This is a genomic window from Streptomyces sp. NBC_00258, from assembly GCF_036182465.1.
Classification (GTDB): domain Bacteria; phylum Actinomycetota; class Actinomycetes; order Streptomycetales; family Streptomycetaceae; genus Streptomyces.
Genome location: NZ_CP108081.1, coordinates 10,381,506 through 10,398,307, shown reverse-complemented (window position 1 = coordinate 10,398,307; position 16,802 = coordinate 10,381,506). Strand labels below are relative to the sequence as shown.

The 16,802-nt window shown below is 68.4% G+C and carries 15 protein-coding genes, 3 tRNA genes and 2 pseudogenes; 9 read left to right on the top strand and 11 right to left on the bottom strand.

Annotation, left to right across the window (positions count from 1 at the left end; translation table 11 throughout):
- The first annotated feature begins 427 nt into the window (after positions 1 to 427).
- Entirely contained in the window at positions 428 to 724 is a 297-nt protein-coding gene (locus tag OG718_RS46140) for a hypothetical protein (RefSeq protein WP_328846965.1), read from the top strand.
- Positions 725 to 1,210: 486 nt separating this feature from the next.
- Complete coding sequence (locus OG718_RS46135; RefSeq protein WP_328846964.1) at positions 1,211 to 2,746, top strand: alkaline phosphatase family protein; 1,536 nt, start codon at positions 1,211 to 1,213, stop codon at positions 2,744 to 2,746.
- Positions 2,747 to 2,839: 93 nt separating this feature from the next.
- Here OG718_RS46135 and OG718_RS46130 read toward each other — a convergent pair whose 3' ends face one another.
- Entirely contained in the window at positions 2,840 to 3,385 is a 546-nt protein-coding gene (locus OG718_RS46130) for an IS5 family transposase (RefSeq protein WP_328847950.1), read from the bottom strand.
- A gap of 167 nt (positions 3,386 to 3,552) precedes the next feature.
- Here OG718_RS46130 and OG718_RS46125 point away from each other — a divergent pair, with 167 nt between their 5' ends.
- The gene (locus OG718_RS46125) at positions 3,553 to 4,755 is read left to right on the top strand and encodes an IS110 family transposase (protein ID WP_328843381.1); all 1,203 of its coding nucleotides are present in this window, start codon (positions 3,553 to 3,555) and stop codon (positions 4,753 to 4,755) included.
- Positions 4,756 to 4,778: 23 nt separating this feature from the next.
- On the opposite strand, the pseudogene OG718_RS46120 reads toward OG718_RS46125, so the two are convergent.
- Positions 4,779 to 5,093: pseudogene (locus OG718_RS46120) on the bottom strand (transposase); the annotation flags it as partial.
- 80 nt (positions 5,094 to 5,173) lie between these two features.
- On the opposite strand from OG718_RS46120, the gene OG718_RS46115 reads away from it, so the two are divergent.
- A complete protein-coding gene (locus tag OG718_RS46115) occupies positions 5,174 to 5,458 on the top strand; it encodes a hypothetical protein (RefSeq protein WP_328846963.1) in 285 nt (94 codons plus the stop codon).
- A 57-nt stretch (positions 5,459 to 5,515) separates the two neighbouring features.
- Here the strand turns inward: OG718_RS46115 and OG718_RS46110 are convergent, their stop codons facing one another.
- The 6 genes and pseudogenes from OG718_RS46110 to OG718_RS46085 form a co-directional block, all read right to left on the bottom strand.
- The gene (locus tag OG718_RS46110; protein WP_328846962.1) at positions 5,516 to 5,842 is read right to left on the bottom strand and encodes a hypothetical protein; all 327 of its coding nucleotides are present in this window, start codon (positions 5,840 to 5,842) and stop codon (positions 5,516 to 5,518) included.
- Positions 5,843 to 5,919: 77 nt separating this feature from the next.
- A tRNA-Pro gene (locus OG718_RS46105) sits at positions 5,920 to 5,994 on the bottom strand.
- 234 nt (positions 5,995 to 6,228) lie between these two features.
- A tRNA-Thr gene (locus OG718_RS46100) sits at positions 6,229 to 6,302 on the bottom strand.
- Position 6,303: 1 nt separating this feature from the next.
- Positions 6,304 to 6,381, bottom strand: a tRNA-Leu gene (locus tag OG718_RS46095).
- Between the two features lie 304 nt (positions 6,382 to 6,685).
- Positions 6,686 to 8,043, bottom strand: a pseudogene (locus OG718_RS46090) (IS1380 family transposase).
- Between the two features lie 367 nt (positions 8,044 to 8,410).
- Positions 8,411 to 9,901, bottom strand: coding sequence for a recombinase family protein (locus OG718_RS46085; RefSeq protein ID WP_328846961.1), 1,491 nt, complete (start codon positions 9,899 to 9,901; stop codon positions 8,411 to 8,413).
- 69 nt (positions 9,902 to 9,970) lie between these two features.
- Here OG718_RS46085 and OG718_RS46080 point away from each other — a divergent pair, with 69 nt between their 5' ends.
- Together OG718_RS46080 and OG718_RS46075 are read left to right on the top strand one after the other, a co-directional pair.
- Positions 9,971 to 10,510, top strand: a complete 540-nt coding sequence (locus OG718_RS46080) for a DUF4865 family protein (protein ID WP_443055273.1) — start codon at positions 9,971 to 9,973, stop codon at positions 10,508 to 10,510.
- 41 nt (positions 10,511 to 10,551) lie between these two features.
- Complete coding sequence (locus OG718_RS46075) at positions 10,552 to 11,457, top strand: phosphotriesterase family protein (RefSeq protein WP_328846960.1); 906 nt, start codon at positions 10,552 to 10,554, stop codon at positions 11,455 to 11,457.
- A gap of 39 nt (positions 11,458 to 11,496) precedes the next feature.
- On the opposite strand, the gene OG718_RS46070 is transcribed toward OG718_RS46075, so the two are convergent.
- Together OG718_RS46070 and OG718_RS46065 are read right to left on the bottom strand one after the other, a co-directional pair.
- Entirely contained in the window at positions 11,497 to 12,738 is a 1,242-nt protein-coding gene (locus OG718_RS46070; protein ID WP_306941384.1) for an ROK family protein, read from the bottom strand.
- Between the two features lie 84 nt (positions 12,739 to 12,822).
- Positions 12,823 to 13,470, bottom strand: coding sequence for an alpha-ketoglutarate-dependent dioxygenase AlkB family protein (locus OG718_RS46065; RefSeq protein ID WP_143633393.1), 648 nt, complete (start codon positions 13,468 to 13,470; stop codon positions 12,823 to 12,825).
- 87 nt (positions 13,471 to 13,557) lie between these two features.
- On the opposite strand from OG718_RS46065, the gene OG718_RS46060 reads away from it, so the two are divergent.
- Entirely contained in the window at positions 13,558 to 14,715 is a 1,158-nt protein-coding gene (locus OG718_RS46060; RefSeq protein WP_143634131.1) for a methyltransferase, read from the top strand.
- 41 nt (positions 14,716 to 14,756) lie between these two features.
- Here the strand turns inward: OG718_RS46060 and OG718_RS46055 are convergent, their stop codons facing one another.
- Positions 14,757 to 15,533, bottom strand: a complete 777-nt coding sequence (locus OG718_RS46055) for an AraC family transcriptional regulator (RefSeq protein WP_328846959.1) — start codon at positions 15,531 to 15,533, stop codon at positions 14,757 to 14,759.
- Positions 15,534 to 15,684: 151 nt separating this feature from the next.
- Between OG718_RS46055 and OG718_RS46050 the strand changes: the two genes are divergently transcribed.
- A complete protein-coding gene (locus tag OG718_RS46050) occupies positions 15,685 to 16,464 on the top strand; it encodes a phytanoyl-CoA dioxygenase family protein (RefSeq protein WP_328847948.1) in 780 nt (259 codons plus the stop codon).
- Positions 16,461 to 16,799 carry a hypothetical protein gene (locus OG718_RS46045; protein WP_328846958.1) on the top strand — a complete coding sequence of 113 codons (339 nt, stop codon included), beginning with the start codon at positions 16,461 to 16,463 and terminating at the stop codon, positions 16,797 to 16,799. Before OG718_RS46050 ends, OG718_RS46045 begins: the two co-directional genes overlap by 4 nt.
- The last annotated feature ends 3 nt before the right edge of the window (positions 16,800 to 16,802 follow it).

Here is a 16,802-nt window from a genome sequence, read left to right as displayed (position 1 = left end):
ACCGTTGTCGTCTGTCGGTAGGGTCCGATCGCGTGCTTCACAGATGGACGACACGAGCCCTGAAAGGGCCGTCCTGTGCCTCTCACTCTTTCCGACGTGGCGACAACGTCCACGAGCGCCCTTGCCATCGTGGTCGTCGTGCGCGACTTCCTCCACTGCGCAACGCTCGTGCTGCTCACACGCAGCACTGCCCCCCTCACAGCGGGCCGCCATCATCCGCGCATGGCGCGGACAGTGACCCGTTTGTCGCTGTAGAGTTTCGTTTGCTGCCCACGGCACCGCCAGTCGGAAGGCTGGCCGTTGAGTCCAAGGTGCCTGAGTTGAGGCGTACACAGTGCGCCTAACCGAACCGCGCTCTGTGGAGCAACGAGCAGTAGTAAGCGGCCCATTACGGCCTCGACGACCCGTCTCGGGAGACGGACCCGGTGTGCGCGGACACCGCTGGGGATTGCAGGCAGCCGCCTGCGTCGTTGGGGATGCCGATTTCGTGGCTTCGAACCCTTTCGCAAGCGGCATCCACCGTCTCGAAAGGGTTCCACCCGTGTGGGCCGTTCTAGAACAAATCGCCGTCGGTACGCCTTGGTTGCTGCTCTGCGTCATCGGCATGATCGCGCTCGCGATCCTTCTGTCTCTCCTGATTTCGCTCCGCAACGCAGAGACTCAAGAGCGCCCGGAAATCATCAGGGCACTTGCAGAACTGATGCATTTCTGGCGGAGGCGGTAGGCAGCAGCCTTCGAGGAAGCGGCTGACGGAGGACATGTAGACCGTGCCCACCTTCAACGCCACATAGGCACCGCTTGAGTCTCAGTCCTCCAGGGCTGGGTGCATACGCTTCGGCCTCGTTGTACTGAGCTTGTTCCGCTTTGACGGACACCATCGGCGAGAACTTCAAGGTCACGTCGAAGATGCAAGTCAACGTCGCCGGCGCGGAGTACGTCACACCCGACGAAATCGGCACGACGAATGAGCCGGAGCAAGGTCAGTTCGTAAAGCTCGTCCTAAGAGCACGTAACACGATCATGAGCGGAATCTGTTTGAGGGTGCTGGTGGCGGACGAGGCTACGCTCGACAGCGCGGTGGGCGCCTGGGCGCTTGATGCAGGGCTCGGGCCTCGTGAGACAGCAATCATCTGTGGATGGCCAGATGCGGGCCGCTGTCGGACGGCGGACACTTGTGGGTGGGGGCTTTCCGAGTGGCGAGGTGATGGCAGTGGCTCCCACCCGCGAGAACGCCCTTGACCACGTCGTCGTGATGATGTTCGAAAACCGGTCCTTCGACAACCTGCTCGGCCGCCTCTACGAACCCGGTGAGGTCGATGCCTTCGACGGTGTCGCGGGGAAGGACCTGGCGAACCCGATACCGGACTGGGCCGACGACGGACCGGAGCGCGGCAGCGTCCACTACGATGTCGCCACCTCGATGAACACCCCGAGCCTCGATCCGGGTGAGGAGTACCCGCACGTGAACACGCAGCTGTTCAACGTGCTCGACAAGCCTGGACAATCCGCGTTCGGCCCGCCCTACAACGCGCCACCGGCCGGCACGCGGCCCACGATGGACGGGTTCGTCGCCGACTACATCAGCACGTGGTGGGCCAGCACGGGCCGCCAGCCGTTCTTCCAGGAGTACCGGCAGATCATGGCGGGCTACACGCCCGAGCAGATGCCGGTGATCTCATCGTTGGCCAAGGGTTTCGCGACCTTCGACCACTGGTTTTGCGACGTGCCCTCGCAGACCTTCACCAACCGGTCCTTCTTCCACGCCGCCAGCGCGTCGGGGCAGGTCGTGAACATGGGGGACGGCTCGGACTTCGTAGGCGACAACACGGCCGAGACCCTCTTCGACCGCCTCGACGCGGCAGGCCTGGACTGGCGGGTGTACTGCGACCCACCCTCGCGCTACTCCCTCACCGGACTCATCCACGCCCCCCGGCTACGGCCCCGTTTCGCGACGAACTTCTTCTCCACCGACCAGTTCTTCGAAGACGCCGAACACGGCGAGCTGCCCCGCTACTCCTTCATCGAACCGCAGATCATCGGCTGGGACCACAACGACATGCACCCGCCATTCTGGTCCGCAGCCCCGGGCCTGGTGTGGGATCCCCCCTCCAGCGTCCTCGGCGGCGAGGAGCTACTCGCCCGGATCTACGACGCCGTACGCTCCGCGTCCTCCCTGCACGGCTCGAACCACCTGAACACGACCCTCCTCGTCACCTTCGACGAGCACGGCGGCACCTACGACCACGTACCGCCCGGCACCGCACCCGCACCCACCGCCGGCGCCCCCGCGGGCCAGTTCGGCTTCCGCTTCGACCGGCTCGGCGTACGCATCCCCACGATCGCCGTCTCGGCCTGGGTCCCGCCCCGGACCGTCGTCAACGAGGAGCACTGGGCCACCTCCGTCATCGCCACCTTGCGCGAGAAGTGGCGCCTCGGTCCCCCGCTCACGGCGCGCGACGCCGCCGCCCGGACGTTCACCGACGTGTTCACACTCGATTCACCACGAACCCCGGAGGACTGGCCCGAGCCGGTCGCCCGGCCCGTTCCGCCCCTGCACGAATCCCTCGTGCCACTGGACGCACCGCTCGGAAGCCACGCCAGGGCGGTGTTCGCCGGCGCTCTCGCCCTCGGCACCGAACTCGAGGTGCCGGCGCCGCCCGTCGATCTGAGCACGGCCACCGGAGCCCAGGCCCTCGACGCGGTCCACGGACTGCTCGACGACCTCTTCCCCCGGCTGAAAGGCTGAACCGCGCAAGAACAGACGGGCCAAGCTCACCGCCGACAAACTCGTCGCCCTCGCCAAGCTCGGCGTGGACTGGGCGTAGAGCTCGCAACACGATCATGATCGGTGCTTCTTCAGCCGCCTCCAGCATATGAGGGCGCAGGCCAATGAAACGAAGGCGTCGTGGAGTTCGGTGCGGCGTTCCCAACGGACGGTGAGGCGCTTGAACTGGTGGAGGAGCGCGAAGGTCTGCTCGACGACATAGCGGAGTTTGCCCAGACCCTTGATGTTCGGGGAGCCCTTGCGGGAGATGACCGGCAGGATCCGCCGCTTGCGCAGCTCTTCGCGGTGGGAGTTGGAGTCGTAGCCCTTGTCGCCGAGCAGCGAGTCGGGGCGGCGGCGCGGGCGGCCGGGGCGGCCCGCAACAGGCGGGATGCCGTCAACCAGGGCGAGGGTCTGGGTGACGTCGTTGACGTTGGCAGCGGTAGTGATGACCTTGAGCGGGGTGCCGCGTCCATCGCAGATCAAGTGGTGCTTGCTGCCCGTCTTCCGCCGGTCGACCGGCGACGGACCGGTATCGGCTCCCCCGTTACCTTCTTCGTGGCCTCGCGATGAGGCTCCCGGCCTTCGGCCCCGGCATGACTTCGCCCCCTCGTCGACGATGATCGAAAAAGTGGTGTCACCGGGATCGAAGGCATTGGCAGACCGCTGATTAGAGGCTCGAGCGCCGAACCGGGACCCGGGGAAGGCAGTCTCTTCGTAACGTGGATGCCGGCACGCTGATGCCGCAGGTGAGGGCCGGGGAGAGCACGAGCACGGGAGCGAAGGGTATGGCGGACGAAACTGGCGTCGGTGTCTATCTGGGGCTGGATGTCGGCAAGGGCGAACACCACGCCACCGCCGTCAACCTCGCGGGGAAGAAGGTGTTCGACAAGCCGCTGCCCAACAACGAGCTGAAGCTGCGGGAGCTCTTCGACAAACTCCGGGCCAAGCACGGAACGGTGCTGGTTGTCGTTGACCAGCCGGCTTCCATCGGGGCTCTGCCCCTGGCAGTCGCCCGGGATGCAGGCTGCCAGGTCGCCTATCTGCCCGGCCTGACGATGCGGCGGATCGCCGATCTTTACCCTGGTGAGGCCAAGACCGACGCCCGTGACGCTTTCGTCATCGCGGACGCCGCCAGAACGATGCCTCACACCCTGCGGACGATCAATCCCGACGACGAGACCGTCGCCGAGCTCGCCATGATCGCCGGGTTCGACGACGACCTGGCGGGCGAGTCCACCCGGACCGCAAACCGACTCCGCGGCCTGCTCACCCAGATCCACCCGTCGCTCGAGCGTGTCCTGGGCCCACGGATCCAGCACCCGGCTGTGCTCAGGCTGCTGGACCAGTTCGGCTCACCGGCCCAGATCCGCAAAGCCGGAAGGCGACGGTTGATCACCCTGATTCGGCCGAAGGCGCCGCGGATGGCCGAGCGGCTGGTCGAAGACATCTTCACCGCACTCGACGAACAGACTGTCGTCGTTCCGGGCACCGACGCTGCCGCGCTGATCGTCCCCAGCCTCGCCAGCTCTCTCCAGTCCGTCCTTGACCAGCGCAAACTCCTCGCCGCCCGGATCGAGGAACTCCTGGAGGCCCACCCTCTTTCCCAAGTCCTGATCTCCATGCCCGGCATCGGGGTCAGGACCGCGGCCCGCATCCTCATCGACGTTGGCGACGGCAGCGGCTTCGCCAGCGCCGGACATCTCGCCGCCTACGCCGGCCTGGCACCCGTGACCCGGAACTCCGGATCGTCCATCCGCGGCGAGCACCCCTCCAAGCGTGGCAACAAACAACTCAAACGGGCCTTCTACCTCGCCGCGTTCGCCTCGCTCTCCCAGCCGGAGTCACGTGCCTACTACGACCGCAAACGACGCGAGGGGAAACACCACATCGCCGCTCTCATAGCCCTGGCCCGACGTCGCATCGACGTCCTCTTCGCCATGCTCCGCGACGGCACCTTCTACCAACCACCCACACCAGCTACGGCTTGACGAAAGCCATAGAGGCACTTTTTCGCGCGGATGTGGGAGCCGTCCACACACGCGCGCGACCAGTCGAGTTCGCCGGCCGCGTTCAACTCGGCGAGCAGGATGCGGTGCAGCTGGTCGAAGACACCGGCCTGCTGCCACCGTTCCAGGCGCCGCCAGCAGGTCTGCCCAGAGCCGAACCCCAGCTCCAGCGGCAGCAGTTGCCAGGCTATGTCGTTGCAGAGGACGTACAGGATGCCCTGCAGACACAGCCGGTCCGCCACCGGCAGCGGCCCCGGCGCCCGCTCCGGCCAGGGCGGCAGCAGTGGCTCGATCAACACCCACAAGTCGTCATCCACGATCCACGGCCGAGTACTCACACCCACCCGAACGGCCGAATCGTCACGTCGGTCACGCCCGGCCAGGGCACTTCACCAAGATCGTGTTACGAGCTCTAACGCTGAAGAACGTCGGCAAGGCTCCAGCGGAGTTCTCCGCGTACGGCCTCATGACGTGGGAGGACGAGCAGACGGCCGCGCAGGACGCTACGACGCTCGAAAGCGTCGGCGAAGGGCCGGACTTGGACGCCACCTACAAGCCGGGGCAGTCCGTGACAGGCAGCGTCATCCTCGACGTCGCCCGGAAGAGCGGGATCGTCAGCTACGTCGGTAGCGAGGATTCGGAGGCCGAAGAGCCTGTCTTCACGATCGAGTTGCCCAAGTCCTGAACGTCGTCAGCCCCGCTCCCGGGAATCATCCTCCGGGGCGGGGCTGTGTCGTGTGGCTCAGATCCTGATCGGCGTGAGCTTCAGCTCCGCATTGTCGACGTCGACGAGGAGTCGACCGCCGTACTCGCTGATGGCGAACGGGCCGAAGAGCTGCTCCTCGCCCACGGCGAGTGACTCAGTCCGCGGACTGACGCTGAAGCCGTCGACAGTGCGCGCCAGACGGAACGTCACCGTGCGGGCAACGGTGCTGCCTGCGTTCTTCACGATGATGCCCGTCCGCCCGTCGTTGTCGACGTAGTGGTTGTTCACCGGGTCGCCGGTCGTCGGCGTGAGCGCGACGCCGGAGCGGCTCGCGGACGTTACGGGTACTGCTGCGCGTGGCATGTGGCCTCCGTGAGTGTCTCCGGCAGCCTCTGCCTCCGGCGGAGCCTTGTGACCGGGCCTTCCGGTCGCCGGATACGTCGGGACGGCAGGATTCGAACCTGTGGCCTCCCGCTCCCAAAGCGGGCGCTCTGACCTGGCTGAGCTACGTCCCGAACGGCGTGCACTGCGACGTCGGTTGATGCATACTCAGATCGACGCCACCTCCGCTTGATCGCGGGGCGGCCCTGGCCCACTCCCTGTGGGCCAGGGCTGAACCCCGGAGGAGGGAGGTGGAAAGGTGGAGACTTTGGCCTTCGCCCTAGTGCTCGTATTGGCAATCATCGTTGCCGTAAAGCACTAGCCAGTCAGTGTGCGCGGCTCTTCAGGGAGCCGCGCACCGTCATGTGAGCCCCCGGCGCGACTCGAACGCGCGACTTCCGACTTACGAGGTCGGCGCTCTGGCCAACTGAACTACGGAGGCGTGGTGCCGCACGAGGGATTCGAACCCCCAACATCCTGATCCTGAATCAGGCGCCTCTACCCAGTTGGGCCAGTGCGGCGTGACGTCGAGCCGCTCCTTCGCCTTCACCGGTATCCCGGGCGCACAAGGCATCGACGTTCTCGGGGAGGTGGTTTTCCTGCCGAAGGCAGCCCCGTACCTATGCGCCGTCGCATCATCGAAACGGGCGTAACCCCGTTCTAGCCTCGAAGTTTCGTGACGGTCCGCCGACGGAGTCGGTGGACCGTTTTTGTGCCGTGGGCTGAGGCTGTGCAGGCCGAGGGCCCGGGTGTCGCCTCGGGGTGGCGCCGGAATCCACTGCTCCGGGTGTTGAGGTGCTGTCGAAGGGACGGGGAATCCGCTGGTCAGCCAGTGTCAGGCAGTTGGGTGAGCCGGTCGAGGGCGGCGGTGATGTGGCCGATCCAGGGCCAGTGCCGAGCCAGGCGGAGGATTCGCCGACGGCCGGTGGTCACGAGCTGTCCGGCCGCGGTGAACAGGCGGAGCCGTAGTCGGCGGGGTTCCCGGAGCCTGGCCTTGCCGGTCAGAGCGAGCATCGGCATCCAGGCCAGCAGGTCGAGAGCGATCTGCACGATCTCCAGCCAGATCCGGTTCTGGGCCGTGCGGTGCAGGGGCAGGTTGCGCAGGCCGGTGGCCCGGGCGGCGCGGATGCGGTCCTCGGCCCGGGCCCGCAAGCGGTGACGGCGCTCGAGCTCGGCGATCGGCCGGCCCAGGATGTTGGTGGCGAAACAGGTCAGCCGCATGCCGTCCGCATCCGTGAGCCGCAACTGGGCTCCGGGGTGAGGTCGTTCCTTCCTGACGATCAGTCGCATGCCCTTGGGCCAGCCGTCCAGAACGTCGCCGGTGAGTTCAGCGACCCAGGCGCCGTCGCGGATCTCGCCGTCCGCCTCGACGGCCGCAGTCCAGGCCGATGCCGGAACCTTCAGCACATGCTGGTGGATCGCCTCGGGTAGGACAGCCACCGTCCCCGCTGAGCGAGCCAGGCGACGAAGTCGTGGGTGCCGCCCGCGGAGTCGGTGCGGATCAGGGTCCGGCGCCCGCGCCGGTACTTCTTCGGCAGCTGGGCCAAGGCCAGTTGGGCGGCGGTGATGTGGTCGGTGGTCGTGTTCGATCCCGCATTGCCCGGTCTGAGCAGGGCCGCGACCGGTTCACCCGTGCCGCCCCGTCCGTGGTCGACGAACCCCATCAGCGGATGGTGGCCGTAGGTTCGCTTCCACGTGGGTGCGGCGTCCTCCTTGTCCGAGTGCGCGATCACCAGCACCCCGTCGAGGTCCACGGTCACCGTCCCGCCCGCATCAGGCGCTTCCCGGTCGACCAACCGCCAGACATGTCGGCGGGCTTCAGCCCGCGCGGCACGGATGGCCCGCAGGGCTTTCTCCCCGGAGGCTGCGAGGGCGTCGATGAGGCGGGAGACCGTCGGGTCGGAGGCCACCGGCCCGAACACGGCCGGCTCGGCCCGCAGCATGGCGACATCCGCGAGGCAGTCCCCGCCCAGCGCGACCGCCAGGGCCACGTCCAGCAGGATCTTGCCCGGGTCGTGCACCGCCCGAGCCTTCCGCCACGGCGGCAGCGCCGCTGATATCGCGGTGTCCAAGCCAGCCTTGCGGACGGTCTCGACCAGCAGCACGCCCCCGGCCTGCGAGACCACCGCCCGGCCGCCGCCCTCGATGCGGACACGCGGGTACGACCCGATACGCTTCTTCACCTGGAGAGTGCTTCTTTCCGTGCAGCCAACAGGACCCTAGACAAGTCCCATCGTTGCAGGTCAGGAGCACTCTCCGCTTATTTGATCAAGCCTCGGACACCCCACCTCGTGAAAGCGCGAGGTTAGAAATAGGGGGTTAGTTTGGCACTTTGGACCCGAGAACGGCTCAACTGGCTACACAGAGCTACAGCATAGCCAACTCTCGTCACTCACTGGAGTTACCCACAGGACCCTGTGGACGATGGGGACGGCGCTCGACGTCACCTAAGCACTGCCGCGACGGTTGAGCGCAGGCGCTCCTCCCTCGAACCCTCGTCAGGCCGTTACCGACTCGTCACCTTCGCCTTTGATTTCACCTGCGGCGTGGTTAGTCAGTCGATGGAGTAGCCCACTCAATCGCGCACCGGACATCGCCGACGAACGGCTTCCCGCGGAGTCCACGGGTCACGGTCACTTTGTCGATGGCCAGACGGATCAGGTCACGTCGCATGGCGTCGTCTGCCGCCTCCCATGCCGCGTGCAACATGTCGGAGTCGTCGAAGATCGTCAGGTCGACGGCCCCTCCAAATTCCGCGGCCCGGTTCTCCGCGGTGACGAGATCCGCCTCCGCCTCCGCCACAAGCCGGGGATAGAAGCGCCCCATAGCGCCGTCGTAGATACCGGCCTTTCGGTCCTCCGCGAGCCGCTCCAACGACTTCTCGGCAGCCTTCAGAGATGCCAGAGCCTGGCGGTGCTCTTCGGTCTCCTCGGGCTTCGTGAGGGCAACCCAGCGCTCTGCCACGGCAATCATGAGTGGGTCAGCGTTGTTAATGTCGGAGCCAACGACTGCGCCTAGCCACTCCTCAAAGATGTACGTCTCAATCAGCGACCGCATGGCTGACATCGGCTCAGCGCACGGCTTGCCGACGGTGTAGTTGTAGCAGCGGTACGAGCGCCCGTGAATCGCTGTTCCTCCTCCGCAGCTTGCACAGCGGAGGAGTCCCGACAGCAGGTGCTTTGCCTTACCGCGTTGATACTCGGGAGCCACTGGAAGGTGTCCCGATACTGCTAGTCGTGCGCGCTTGACTAGGTCCGCAGATACGGGCTCAACGGTCTCCGCGAGGACATGGACGCGTTCGCCCTTCGCGTTCCGGTGAGGGACAGAGCGCCCGCCGCGCGTCAGAGCTACCGCCTGCCATCCCTCGTACACGGGAGACTGCACCATGCGGTGAATCGTCGACCCACCCCAGGAGATTCCATCGGGTGACGGGATCCGTTCTGCGTTAAGTTCCTGCGCGATGGTGCGCGCCGACTTACCTTCGGCCGTCGCTTCGAATATGCGGACGAGCGTCGGCCACGTCGATGCTCGTCCCAACTTGCGCGATTCCTTGTCGACGATTTCGAAGCCATACGGCGCAGCACCCAACCACGCCCCCTCGTCGCGTTGTTGGGATTTCGTATCCCGGACACGATGGGACAGCAGCGCGGAGTATTCGCGGGCTTCTTCTACGCGGTTGATGATGTCGCGACGGTCGCGCGGGTCGGCTGAGTCGAGGCGTTCATAATCGAAGACAATCCGCTTCCCCGCGTCGAGGAGCGGGATAACGGATCCAGCCCCCTTACGAGAGAAGCGGTCGGCCGCGTAGCACCACAGTGCTGGTACTTCATCGGCGAGCAGCGCGCCAATGGCCTTGTCGAACTTCGGGCGTACCGTGTCCGTGTAGGCACTCAGATTGTCGGCCCAGACTTTTCGGACGGTGTAGCCATTCTCGTCAGCCCATCGACGCCCGCGTTCCTCCTGGGCACGGAACGTCAGCGCCCGCTCCCGCTGTCGAGTGATGGCGGACTTCCGCAAGTACAGATCAATCTCTTGTGTCACAGCCCCTCCCCTGGGCACAGAAATCATACATGCCGTAGTGTCTCTGCAGCTCTGCCCGCCGACTACGACATGGACATCATCCGCGGCCGGGTGGCCCGCGTCGGACACCTTCTCGATGGCTGGGACGGACTCGGCCTCAAGGCCTACTTGCTGCGCGAACGCGGAGTGCACGGTTCACAGGTCAACCAATACGCGCCGTTCTATCTGTGGCACACGCCCGAAGGCATGAACTCCTTCCTCTGGGGGCCGGGATTCCAGGGCCTCGTGAACGATTTCGGGCGCCCCGAGGTGCAGCACTGGACGGGTCTCGCGTACGAGGACGGGGGCTCCGCCGGTGCCGTGCCCGAGGTCGCGGTGCGTCGGCGCGTGAGCATTCCGGAGGGAGCACCGCTCGCCGAGGTGACGGAGGAGGCGATGCGGGTGACCGGGCGGCTGGCCGCACTGGACGGGGTCGTCGGTGCCGCTGTCGCCGTCGATCCGCGTCACTGGGAGGTCGTGCACTTCTCGCTCTGGGCCCATGACTCGCCCAAGGCGGCCGGCGAGGTGTACCGGGTGCTGCATCTCTCGGCACCGGAGCGTGACCGGCTCCGGCGGGGGCGGCAGTGGTGAACGCGGCGCCCGGGGCGCGTCCGGTCTGTGCGACCGGTACCGTGCGGACGGTCCTCGGGGACGTCTCCCCAACGGAGTTGGGGGTGTGCGACGCGCACGACCATCTCTTCTTCAGCAGTCCGCGACTCCCCGGTGAGGAGTTGCGTGACGCAACCGCGGCGACGGCCGAGCTGGTGGCGTTCCGTGCGGCGGGCGGCGGGAGCGTCGTGCAGTGGACGCCGTACGGGCTGGGGCGGCGGGCCGCCGATCTGCCGCTGCTCGCCCGCGCCGCCGGGGTCCACATCGTGGCCGCCACCGGACTGCACCAGGCCGCCCACTACTCCCCCGAGTCGATCGACCGGCTGCGGGACGGTCTCGCCGGTCTCTTCGTGGCCGAGCTGACGGAGGGCCTGGCCACTTCGGGGGTCCGGGCGGGGTTCATCAAGGTCGCCGGCGGCTTCCACGCCCTCGACACGCACGCCCGCTGGACGATGACCGCGGCGGCCGAGGCGCATCACGCGACGGGAGCGCCCATCGCCGTGCACCTGGAACTCGGTACGGGCGCGCTCGACGTACTCGACCTGCTGTGCGGGGAGTTGGGGGTGCCGCCGGACCGGGTGATCCTCGGGCACCTCAATCGCTCGCCCGACCCGGTGGTGCACCTTCAGGCCGCGGAGGCCGGTGCCTATCTGGCTTTTGACGGGCCGTCACGGGCCAACCACGCGACGGACTGGCGGATGCCGGAGGCCGTACGGGCCGTCGCCGAGGCCGGGTTCGGGGATCAGCTGCTGCTCGGCGGGGACACGACGACGGCCGGGGCCCGCTCGGTCGACGGCGGCCCCGGCTTGCCGTATCTGCTGCGTCGGGTTCGCCCCCGGCTCGAACTCGCCCTGGGCGAGGACCTGGTGGAGCGTGTCCTGACCGAGAACCCCGGACGGGCTTTCGCGACGGAGTGGCGTCGGCCGTGACATGGCGGACGCGGCCGGTACGGTCGCCGGAGGCCCCGGTCAGCCCTGGGCCAGCGCCGCGATCGGGTCGTCGAGGACCGGCTGCCACGCCAACTCGGCGGCTCCCACCAGGCTGTTGTGGTCCAGCGTGCAGGCGAGGATCGGGACGCCGCCGCTCTGTCCCCACAGGCTCCGGTCGGCCACCACGGCGCGCAGCCGCTCGGGGTCCGCGTCGAGGAGGGTGCGGTGCAGTCCGCCGAGGATGATGCGGTCCGGGTTGAGGATGTTGACCAGGCCCGCGAGGCCCAGGCCGAGCCGGTCGATCAGTGCCTCGACGGCCGTGCGTACGGTCGGGTCGGCGTACTGGGTGCGGATCAGGTCGTTGGACTGCTGGAGCAGTGACACTTCGGGGCCGGGGTCGCGGCCCGCCGCCGTCAGGAACGCCAGGGGGTCCGCCTCGACGTCCAGGCAGCCGCGGCTGCCGCAGTGGCACGGGCGCCCCTCCGGATTGACGGTGAGGTGTCCGACTTCCAGCGCGAGCCCCGAACTGCCCATGTGCAGACGCCCGTCGAGGACGAGCGCGCCGCCGACTCCGCGGTGCCCGGTCGCCACGCACAGCAGGTCGCGGGAGCCGCGGCCCGCGCCGTGCCGGTGCTCGGCGAGTGCGGCGAGGTTGACGTCGTTGGCCGCGAACGCCGGTCCGGTGATCCCGGCCGCGCGGACGCGCTCCGCGAAGATCTCCCGTACGGGTGCGCCCGCCGGCCAGGCCAGGTGGAGGGGGTTGAGGGCGGTGCCCTCGGGTTCGGCGACGGCCGACGGTACGGCGAGGCCCGCGCCCACACAGCGGCGTCCCGTCTCCCGGAGCAGTTCGGCGCCCGCCTCGACGACCGAGCCGAGCACCTTGGCCGGGTCGGCGTCGACGGTCTCGCAGCCGGGTGCGGTCGCGACGAGCCGGCCTCCGAGGCCGACCAGGGCCGCGCGGAAGCCGTCGGCGTGCACCTGGGCGGCGAGCGCCACGGGGCCGTCCTCGGCGAGTTCGAGACGGTGCGAGGGGCGGCCCTGCGAGCCGGCGGCCGCGCCGGGGCGCGCGTCGACGTGGATCAGTCCGAGCGCTTCGAGTTCCGCGGCGACCGCGCCCGCCGTCGCACGTGTGACGCCGAGCTCGGCGGTGAGTACGGCCCGCGTGGGCGCGCGTCCGGTGTGCACGAGCTCCAGGGCGGGTCCGAGCGCACCCCGCCCCCGGTCCAGGCGTGTCCTGGTGCTTCCTTCTCCCGCCGCTCTGGGGGCCGCATTGCCGCTCATGAGGGCGAGTCTCCCATGATCCGGTCGTCCCGTGGCCAGGGCAACGATCCGAACGAACCGGACGGGCCGGACGAACCCACCGGCCTAGAGGCCGCTCACCCGCAGCGTGACGTTCAGGCGGCCGGTCAGGCCCAACTCTGTTGGCGTCGTGCCCGCGTGCACGCGCGGCACCCCGTGGTACGCGAGCCGGGCGTCCCCGCCGAACACGAACAGGTCGCCGCTGCGCAGTTCCACGTCCGTGTAGGGGCGGGTCCGCGACTCGGTGTTGCCGAAGCGGAAGACGCAGGTGTCGCCGAGGCTCAGCGACACCACCGGAGCGTCGGACTTCTCGTCACTGTCGCGGTGCATGCCCATGCGTGCGTCGGCGTCGTAGAAGTTGATCAGTGCGATGTCGTACGCCGCCGTGGCCGCCTCCGGTCCGAGCGCGTCGGTGACTGCCCGGCGCCCCAGCTCCCCCAGCCACTCGGGGAACTCCTTCACCGGCGCCCCGTCCCCGTCGACGACTGTGCGGGCATACCCGTACGGATACCAGTGCCAGCCGAGGCAGACCTGCCGGGACGTCATCGTGCCGCCGCCCGGGGTGTGGACCGTGCGCAGCCCCGCGGGCGGGCGTGCCCAGGCGCGGCAGGCGTCGAGCAGCTCGCTCTGGCGCTCGGCGGTAAGCCAGTCCGGCAGGTGCACGGCGCCCGGCGCGATCTCCGTACGGGCCCGGGGAAACAGCTCGGCGTCCATGGCTCCCATCCTCGCGCACGTGCTCGGGTGGACGCCGGAAACCCCCTGAGCTGCGCCTCGGATAGCCTGGACCCAATGACCGACCGTATGACGACCCCCTCGGCCGAGCTGCAGCTGGCCCGCTTCCCCGAGGACTCCCGTGACCAGCTCCGTGCGTGGGACGCCTCCGACGAGTATCTGCTGAAGCATCTCGCGGACGGCGACCAGGCACTCGACGGCACGGTGGTCGTGGTCGGCGATCGGTGGGGCGCTCTCACCACGGCCCTCCGGGAGCACCGGCCGGTGCAGATCACCGACTCGTTCCTCACCCGGGAGGCGACCCGCGCCAACCTGGCGCGCAACGGCTCGGACCAGGATTCCGTACGTCTCCTCACCTCCCAGGACCCGCCGGTCGACCGCGTCGACGTGCTGCTGGTGCGGGTGCCGAAGAGCCTCGCGCTCCTGGAGGATCAGCTGTTGCGTCTGGCGCCCGCCGTGCACGAGGGGACGGTCGTCGTCGGCACCGGCATGGTGAAGGAGATCCACACCTCCACGCTGAAGCTGTTCGAGCGGATCATCGGCCCCACCCGGACCTCGCTGGCCGAGAAGAAGGCCCGGCTCATCTTCTGCACCCCGAATCCGGGGATCACCAGACCGGCCAATCCGTGGCCGCACAGCTACTCGCTGCCCGACGGAATCGGTCCCGCCTCCGGCCGTACGGTCGTCAATCACGCTGGTGTCTTCTGCGCCGAGCGTCTCGACATCGGCACCAGGTTCTTCCTCCAGCACCTGCCGTACGAGGGCGGCGCCGAGCGGGTCGTGGACCTTGGCTGCGGCAACGGAGTCGTCGGTACGGCGATGGCGCTGGCGCACCCTCGGGCTCAGACGCTGTTCCTGGACGAGTCGTACCAGGCGGTGACCTCGGCGGAGGCGACGTACTGGGCGAACACCGACGACACGGTGGAGTACGGCAAGGCGGAGTTCCGCGTCGGCGACGGGCTGGAGGGCGTTCCGGACGCGAGCGTCGACCTCGTGCTGAACAATCCGCCCTTCCACTCGCACCAGGCGACGTCCGACGCCACCGCCTGGCGGATGTTCACCGGGGCACGCCGGGCGCTGCGGCCGGGCGGCGAGCTGTGGGTGGTCGGCAACCGTCATCTCGGCTACCACGTGAAGCTGCGCCGTCTCTTCGGCAACAGCCAACTGGTCGCGAGCGACGCGAAGTTCGTGGTTCTGAAGGCCGTCAAGGAGTCCGCGGAGTCCTGAGGGCGGAGTCCTGAGGGTCGTTCGCAGGCGTCCGGTGGGGCTCAGGCGGCGCTCGTCTCACCGCGCAGGGCTCGCGGGGACGCTCCCAGTTCGCGTCGGCACGCCTTGTTGAAGGCCTGCAGGTCGGGGATGCCGACCGACGCGGCGACCGCCGGGATCGACAGGGTCGAGGCCCGCAGCAGATGGTGGGCGCGGTCGAGCCTGCGGCGCCGGATGTACGCGACGACGGTGCCGCCCGTGGTCGCGCGGAAGAGCCGGGTCAGGTGGTTGTGCGAGACGCCCGCGGCGTGGGCCACGGCGGGCACGGTGAGCGGGGCGGCGAGGTTCGCCTCGATATAGGCGATCGCGGCGGTGACGGCGGGGTGCGGTCCGGGCCGCTCGGCCGCCGGGGCTAGATGGGCGATGCGCCACAGAGCGGTCCAGATCTCGGCCCGGGTGCGCTCCGGCTCGCCAGGTACGGAGGCGACCGCCTGGAGCAACAGCCCGGTCAGCATGGGGAGTTCGGGTCCGGCGTCCTGCATCACTGGCACGGTGTACGGCGAGCCTGCGGGGGCGATGCGCAGATGCGCGTACAGGTGCTCCGAGCGGCCCCGGTAGCGGTAGCGGACCGTCGTGCCGGGCGGTACGAGGCTGACTCGACCGGGACGGATGAGGTGCGCCGTTCCGTCGACGGTCAGCTCGGCCTCGTACTGGTACAGATGCAGCTGCCACAGCTCCGGCAGGCGGAAGACGTCCGTACGGCTCGCGACGCCGTGCACGCCGACGCCCGCGTTGGCGACGACGGGCGGCTCCCCGAGGTGGATCTCCGTCTCCCGCATGGTGAAAAACTACCAGCGGTGGTGAAACGGGCCAACGCGACGGGCGGGCTCCGCTCCGTACGTTCGGACCATGACGAATCCCGAACATCCCCCGCTTCCACCCCCTCCCCCTCCCGTTCCCCCTGTGGCTCCGCTGCTGAGTTCGGTGCGGATGGCGCATTTCGTGGCCCACGGTTCGTTGCGCCTCGACGCGGTGGTGCCGGCGGAGATGAACGCCGAGGCGATCGGGTTCCTGGGGCGGGGTGTCCCGGGCGTGCCCTACGGCAGTGCGGTGGCGGACGCCTACCCCGAGGGCTCCTTCACCCGGCGGCTCCTCGACATCCCGGCCGTGGCCGGGGCTCTGCGCAGTCTCGTCGGCCCGAACCCGCGCGTCGACCATCACGCGGTGCATGTCCGCGAGCCCCGCGAGGGGTCGGCGCAGCCGCTGCACGGTGACGCGATCATCGACGTGCGCACCGATGCCTTCGACGTCCAGCTGATGTACTACCCGCAGGACGTGTCCCTCGACATGGGCGGCACCCTCAGCGTGCCGGGCAGCCATCTGCGGCGCACGAACGAAACGGACACCGGCCGCTACCAGAATCTGCTCGGTCAGTCCCGGCTCGTCTGCCCGGCCGGCACCGTGGTGTTTCTGCACCACGGCCTGTGGCACGGTGGGCGGCGCAACGACAGCGACGTGGTGCGGTACATGTTCAAGATCCGCTTCAATCCGGCCGTACGTCAGCGACGGCTGTGGGACACCTCGGACCTCGGTGACCCCCGGGTGGCCGAGGAGCTCTCGACGACCTTCCCCTGGTACGAGCATGCGACCGGCCGGCTGGAGATCTACAACCGCGTGCTGCTGTGGCGGTCGCTGACCGGCGACGAGTCCTTCGACCTGGACCACTGGGTGACCCGTGTCTCCAACCACCCTCAGGAGGAGGTCGCATGACGTACCGTCAGCAGGTTCTGGTGCTCTATCTGGGAACGTCGGCGCTGGACTCGCCGGTGGTCGGCTGGTCTGTGTACGACGGCACGGGGCGTACGTCGCCCACAACCGGGGACAGCGACGAACCCCCGTACAAGTCCGGGGTGGACGCCCTGCGGGACGGCTGGCGGCTGTTCCAGGCGGCCCAGTTGATCCCGCCGTACCCGGGGAGCGAGTACGACGTGTCGTTCCTCAAGCACGAGTTCTTCTTCGAGAAGCTCGTGGAGGGATCGGAGAGCACGGAGGGTCCAGAGGGCTCGGAGGGTTCAGTGGGCGTGGAGGTCGTGGACGCGGGCTGAGCC

Bases quoted from the DNA above. Each gene is read 5' to 3' on its own strand.
- OG718_RS46125 (WP_328843381.1), top strand. From the start codon at position 3,553: ATGGCGGACGAAACTGGCGTCGGTGTCTATCTGGGGCTGGATGTCGGC.
- OG718_RS46110 (WP_328846962.1), bottom strand. From the start codon at position 5,842: ATGCCACGCGCAGCAGTACCCGTAACGTCCGCGAGCCGCTCCGGCGTC.
- OG718_RS46080 (WP_443055273.1), top strand. From the start codon at position 9,971: ATGGACATCATCCGCGGCCGGGTGGCCCGCGTCGGACACCTTCTCGAT.
- OG718_RS46070 (WP_306941384.1), bottom strand. From the start codon at position 12,738: ATGAGCGGCAATGCGGCCCCCAGAGCGGCGGGAGAAGGAAGCACCAGG.
- OG718_RS46065 (WP_143633393.1), bottom strand. From the start codon at position 13,470: ATGGACGCCGAGCTGTTTCCCCGGGCCCGTACGGAGATCGCGCCGGGC.
- OG718_RS46060 (WP_143634131.1), top strand. From the start codon at position 13,558: ATGACGACCCCCTCGGCCGAGCTGCAGCTGGCCCGCTTCCCCGAGGAC.
- OG718_RS46055 (WP_328846959.1), bottom strand. From the start codon at position 15,533: ATGCGGGAGACGGAGATCCACCTCGGGGAGCCGCCCGTCGTCGCCAAC.
- OG718_RS46050 (WP_328847948.1), top strand. From the start codon at position 15,685: ATGGCGCATTTCGTGGCCCACGGTTCGTTGCGCCTCGACGCGGTGGTG.
- OG718_RS46045 (WP_328846958.1), top strand. From the start codon at position 16,461: ATGACGTACCGTCAGCAGGTTCTGGTGCTCTATCTGGGAACGTCGGCG.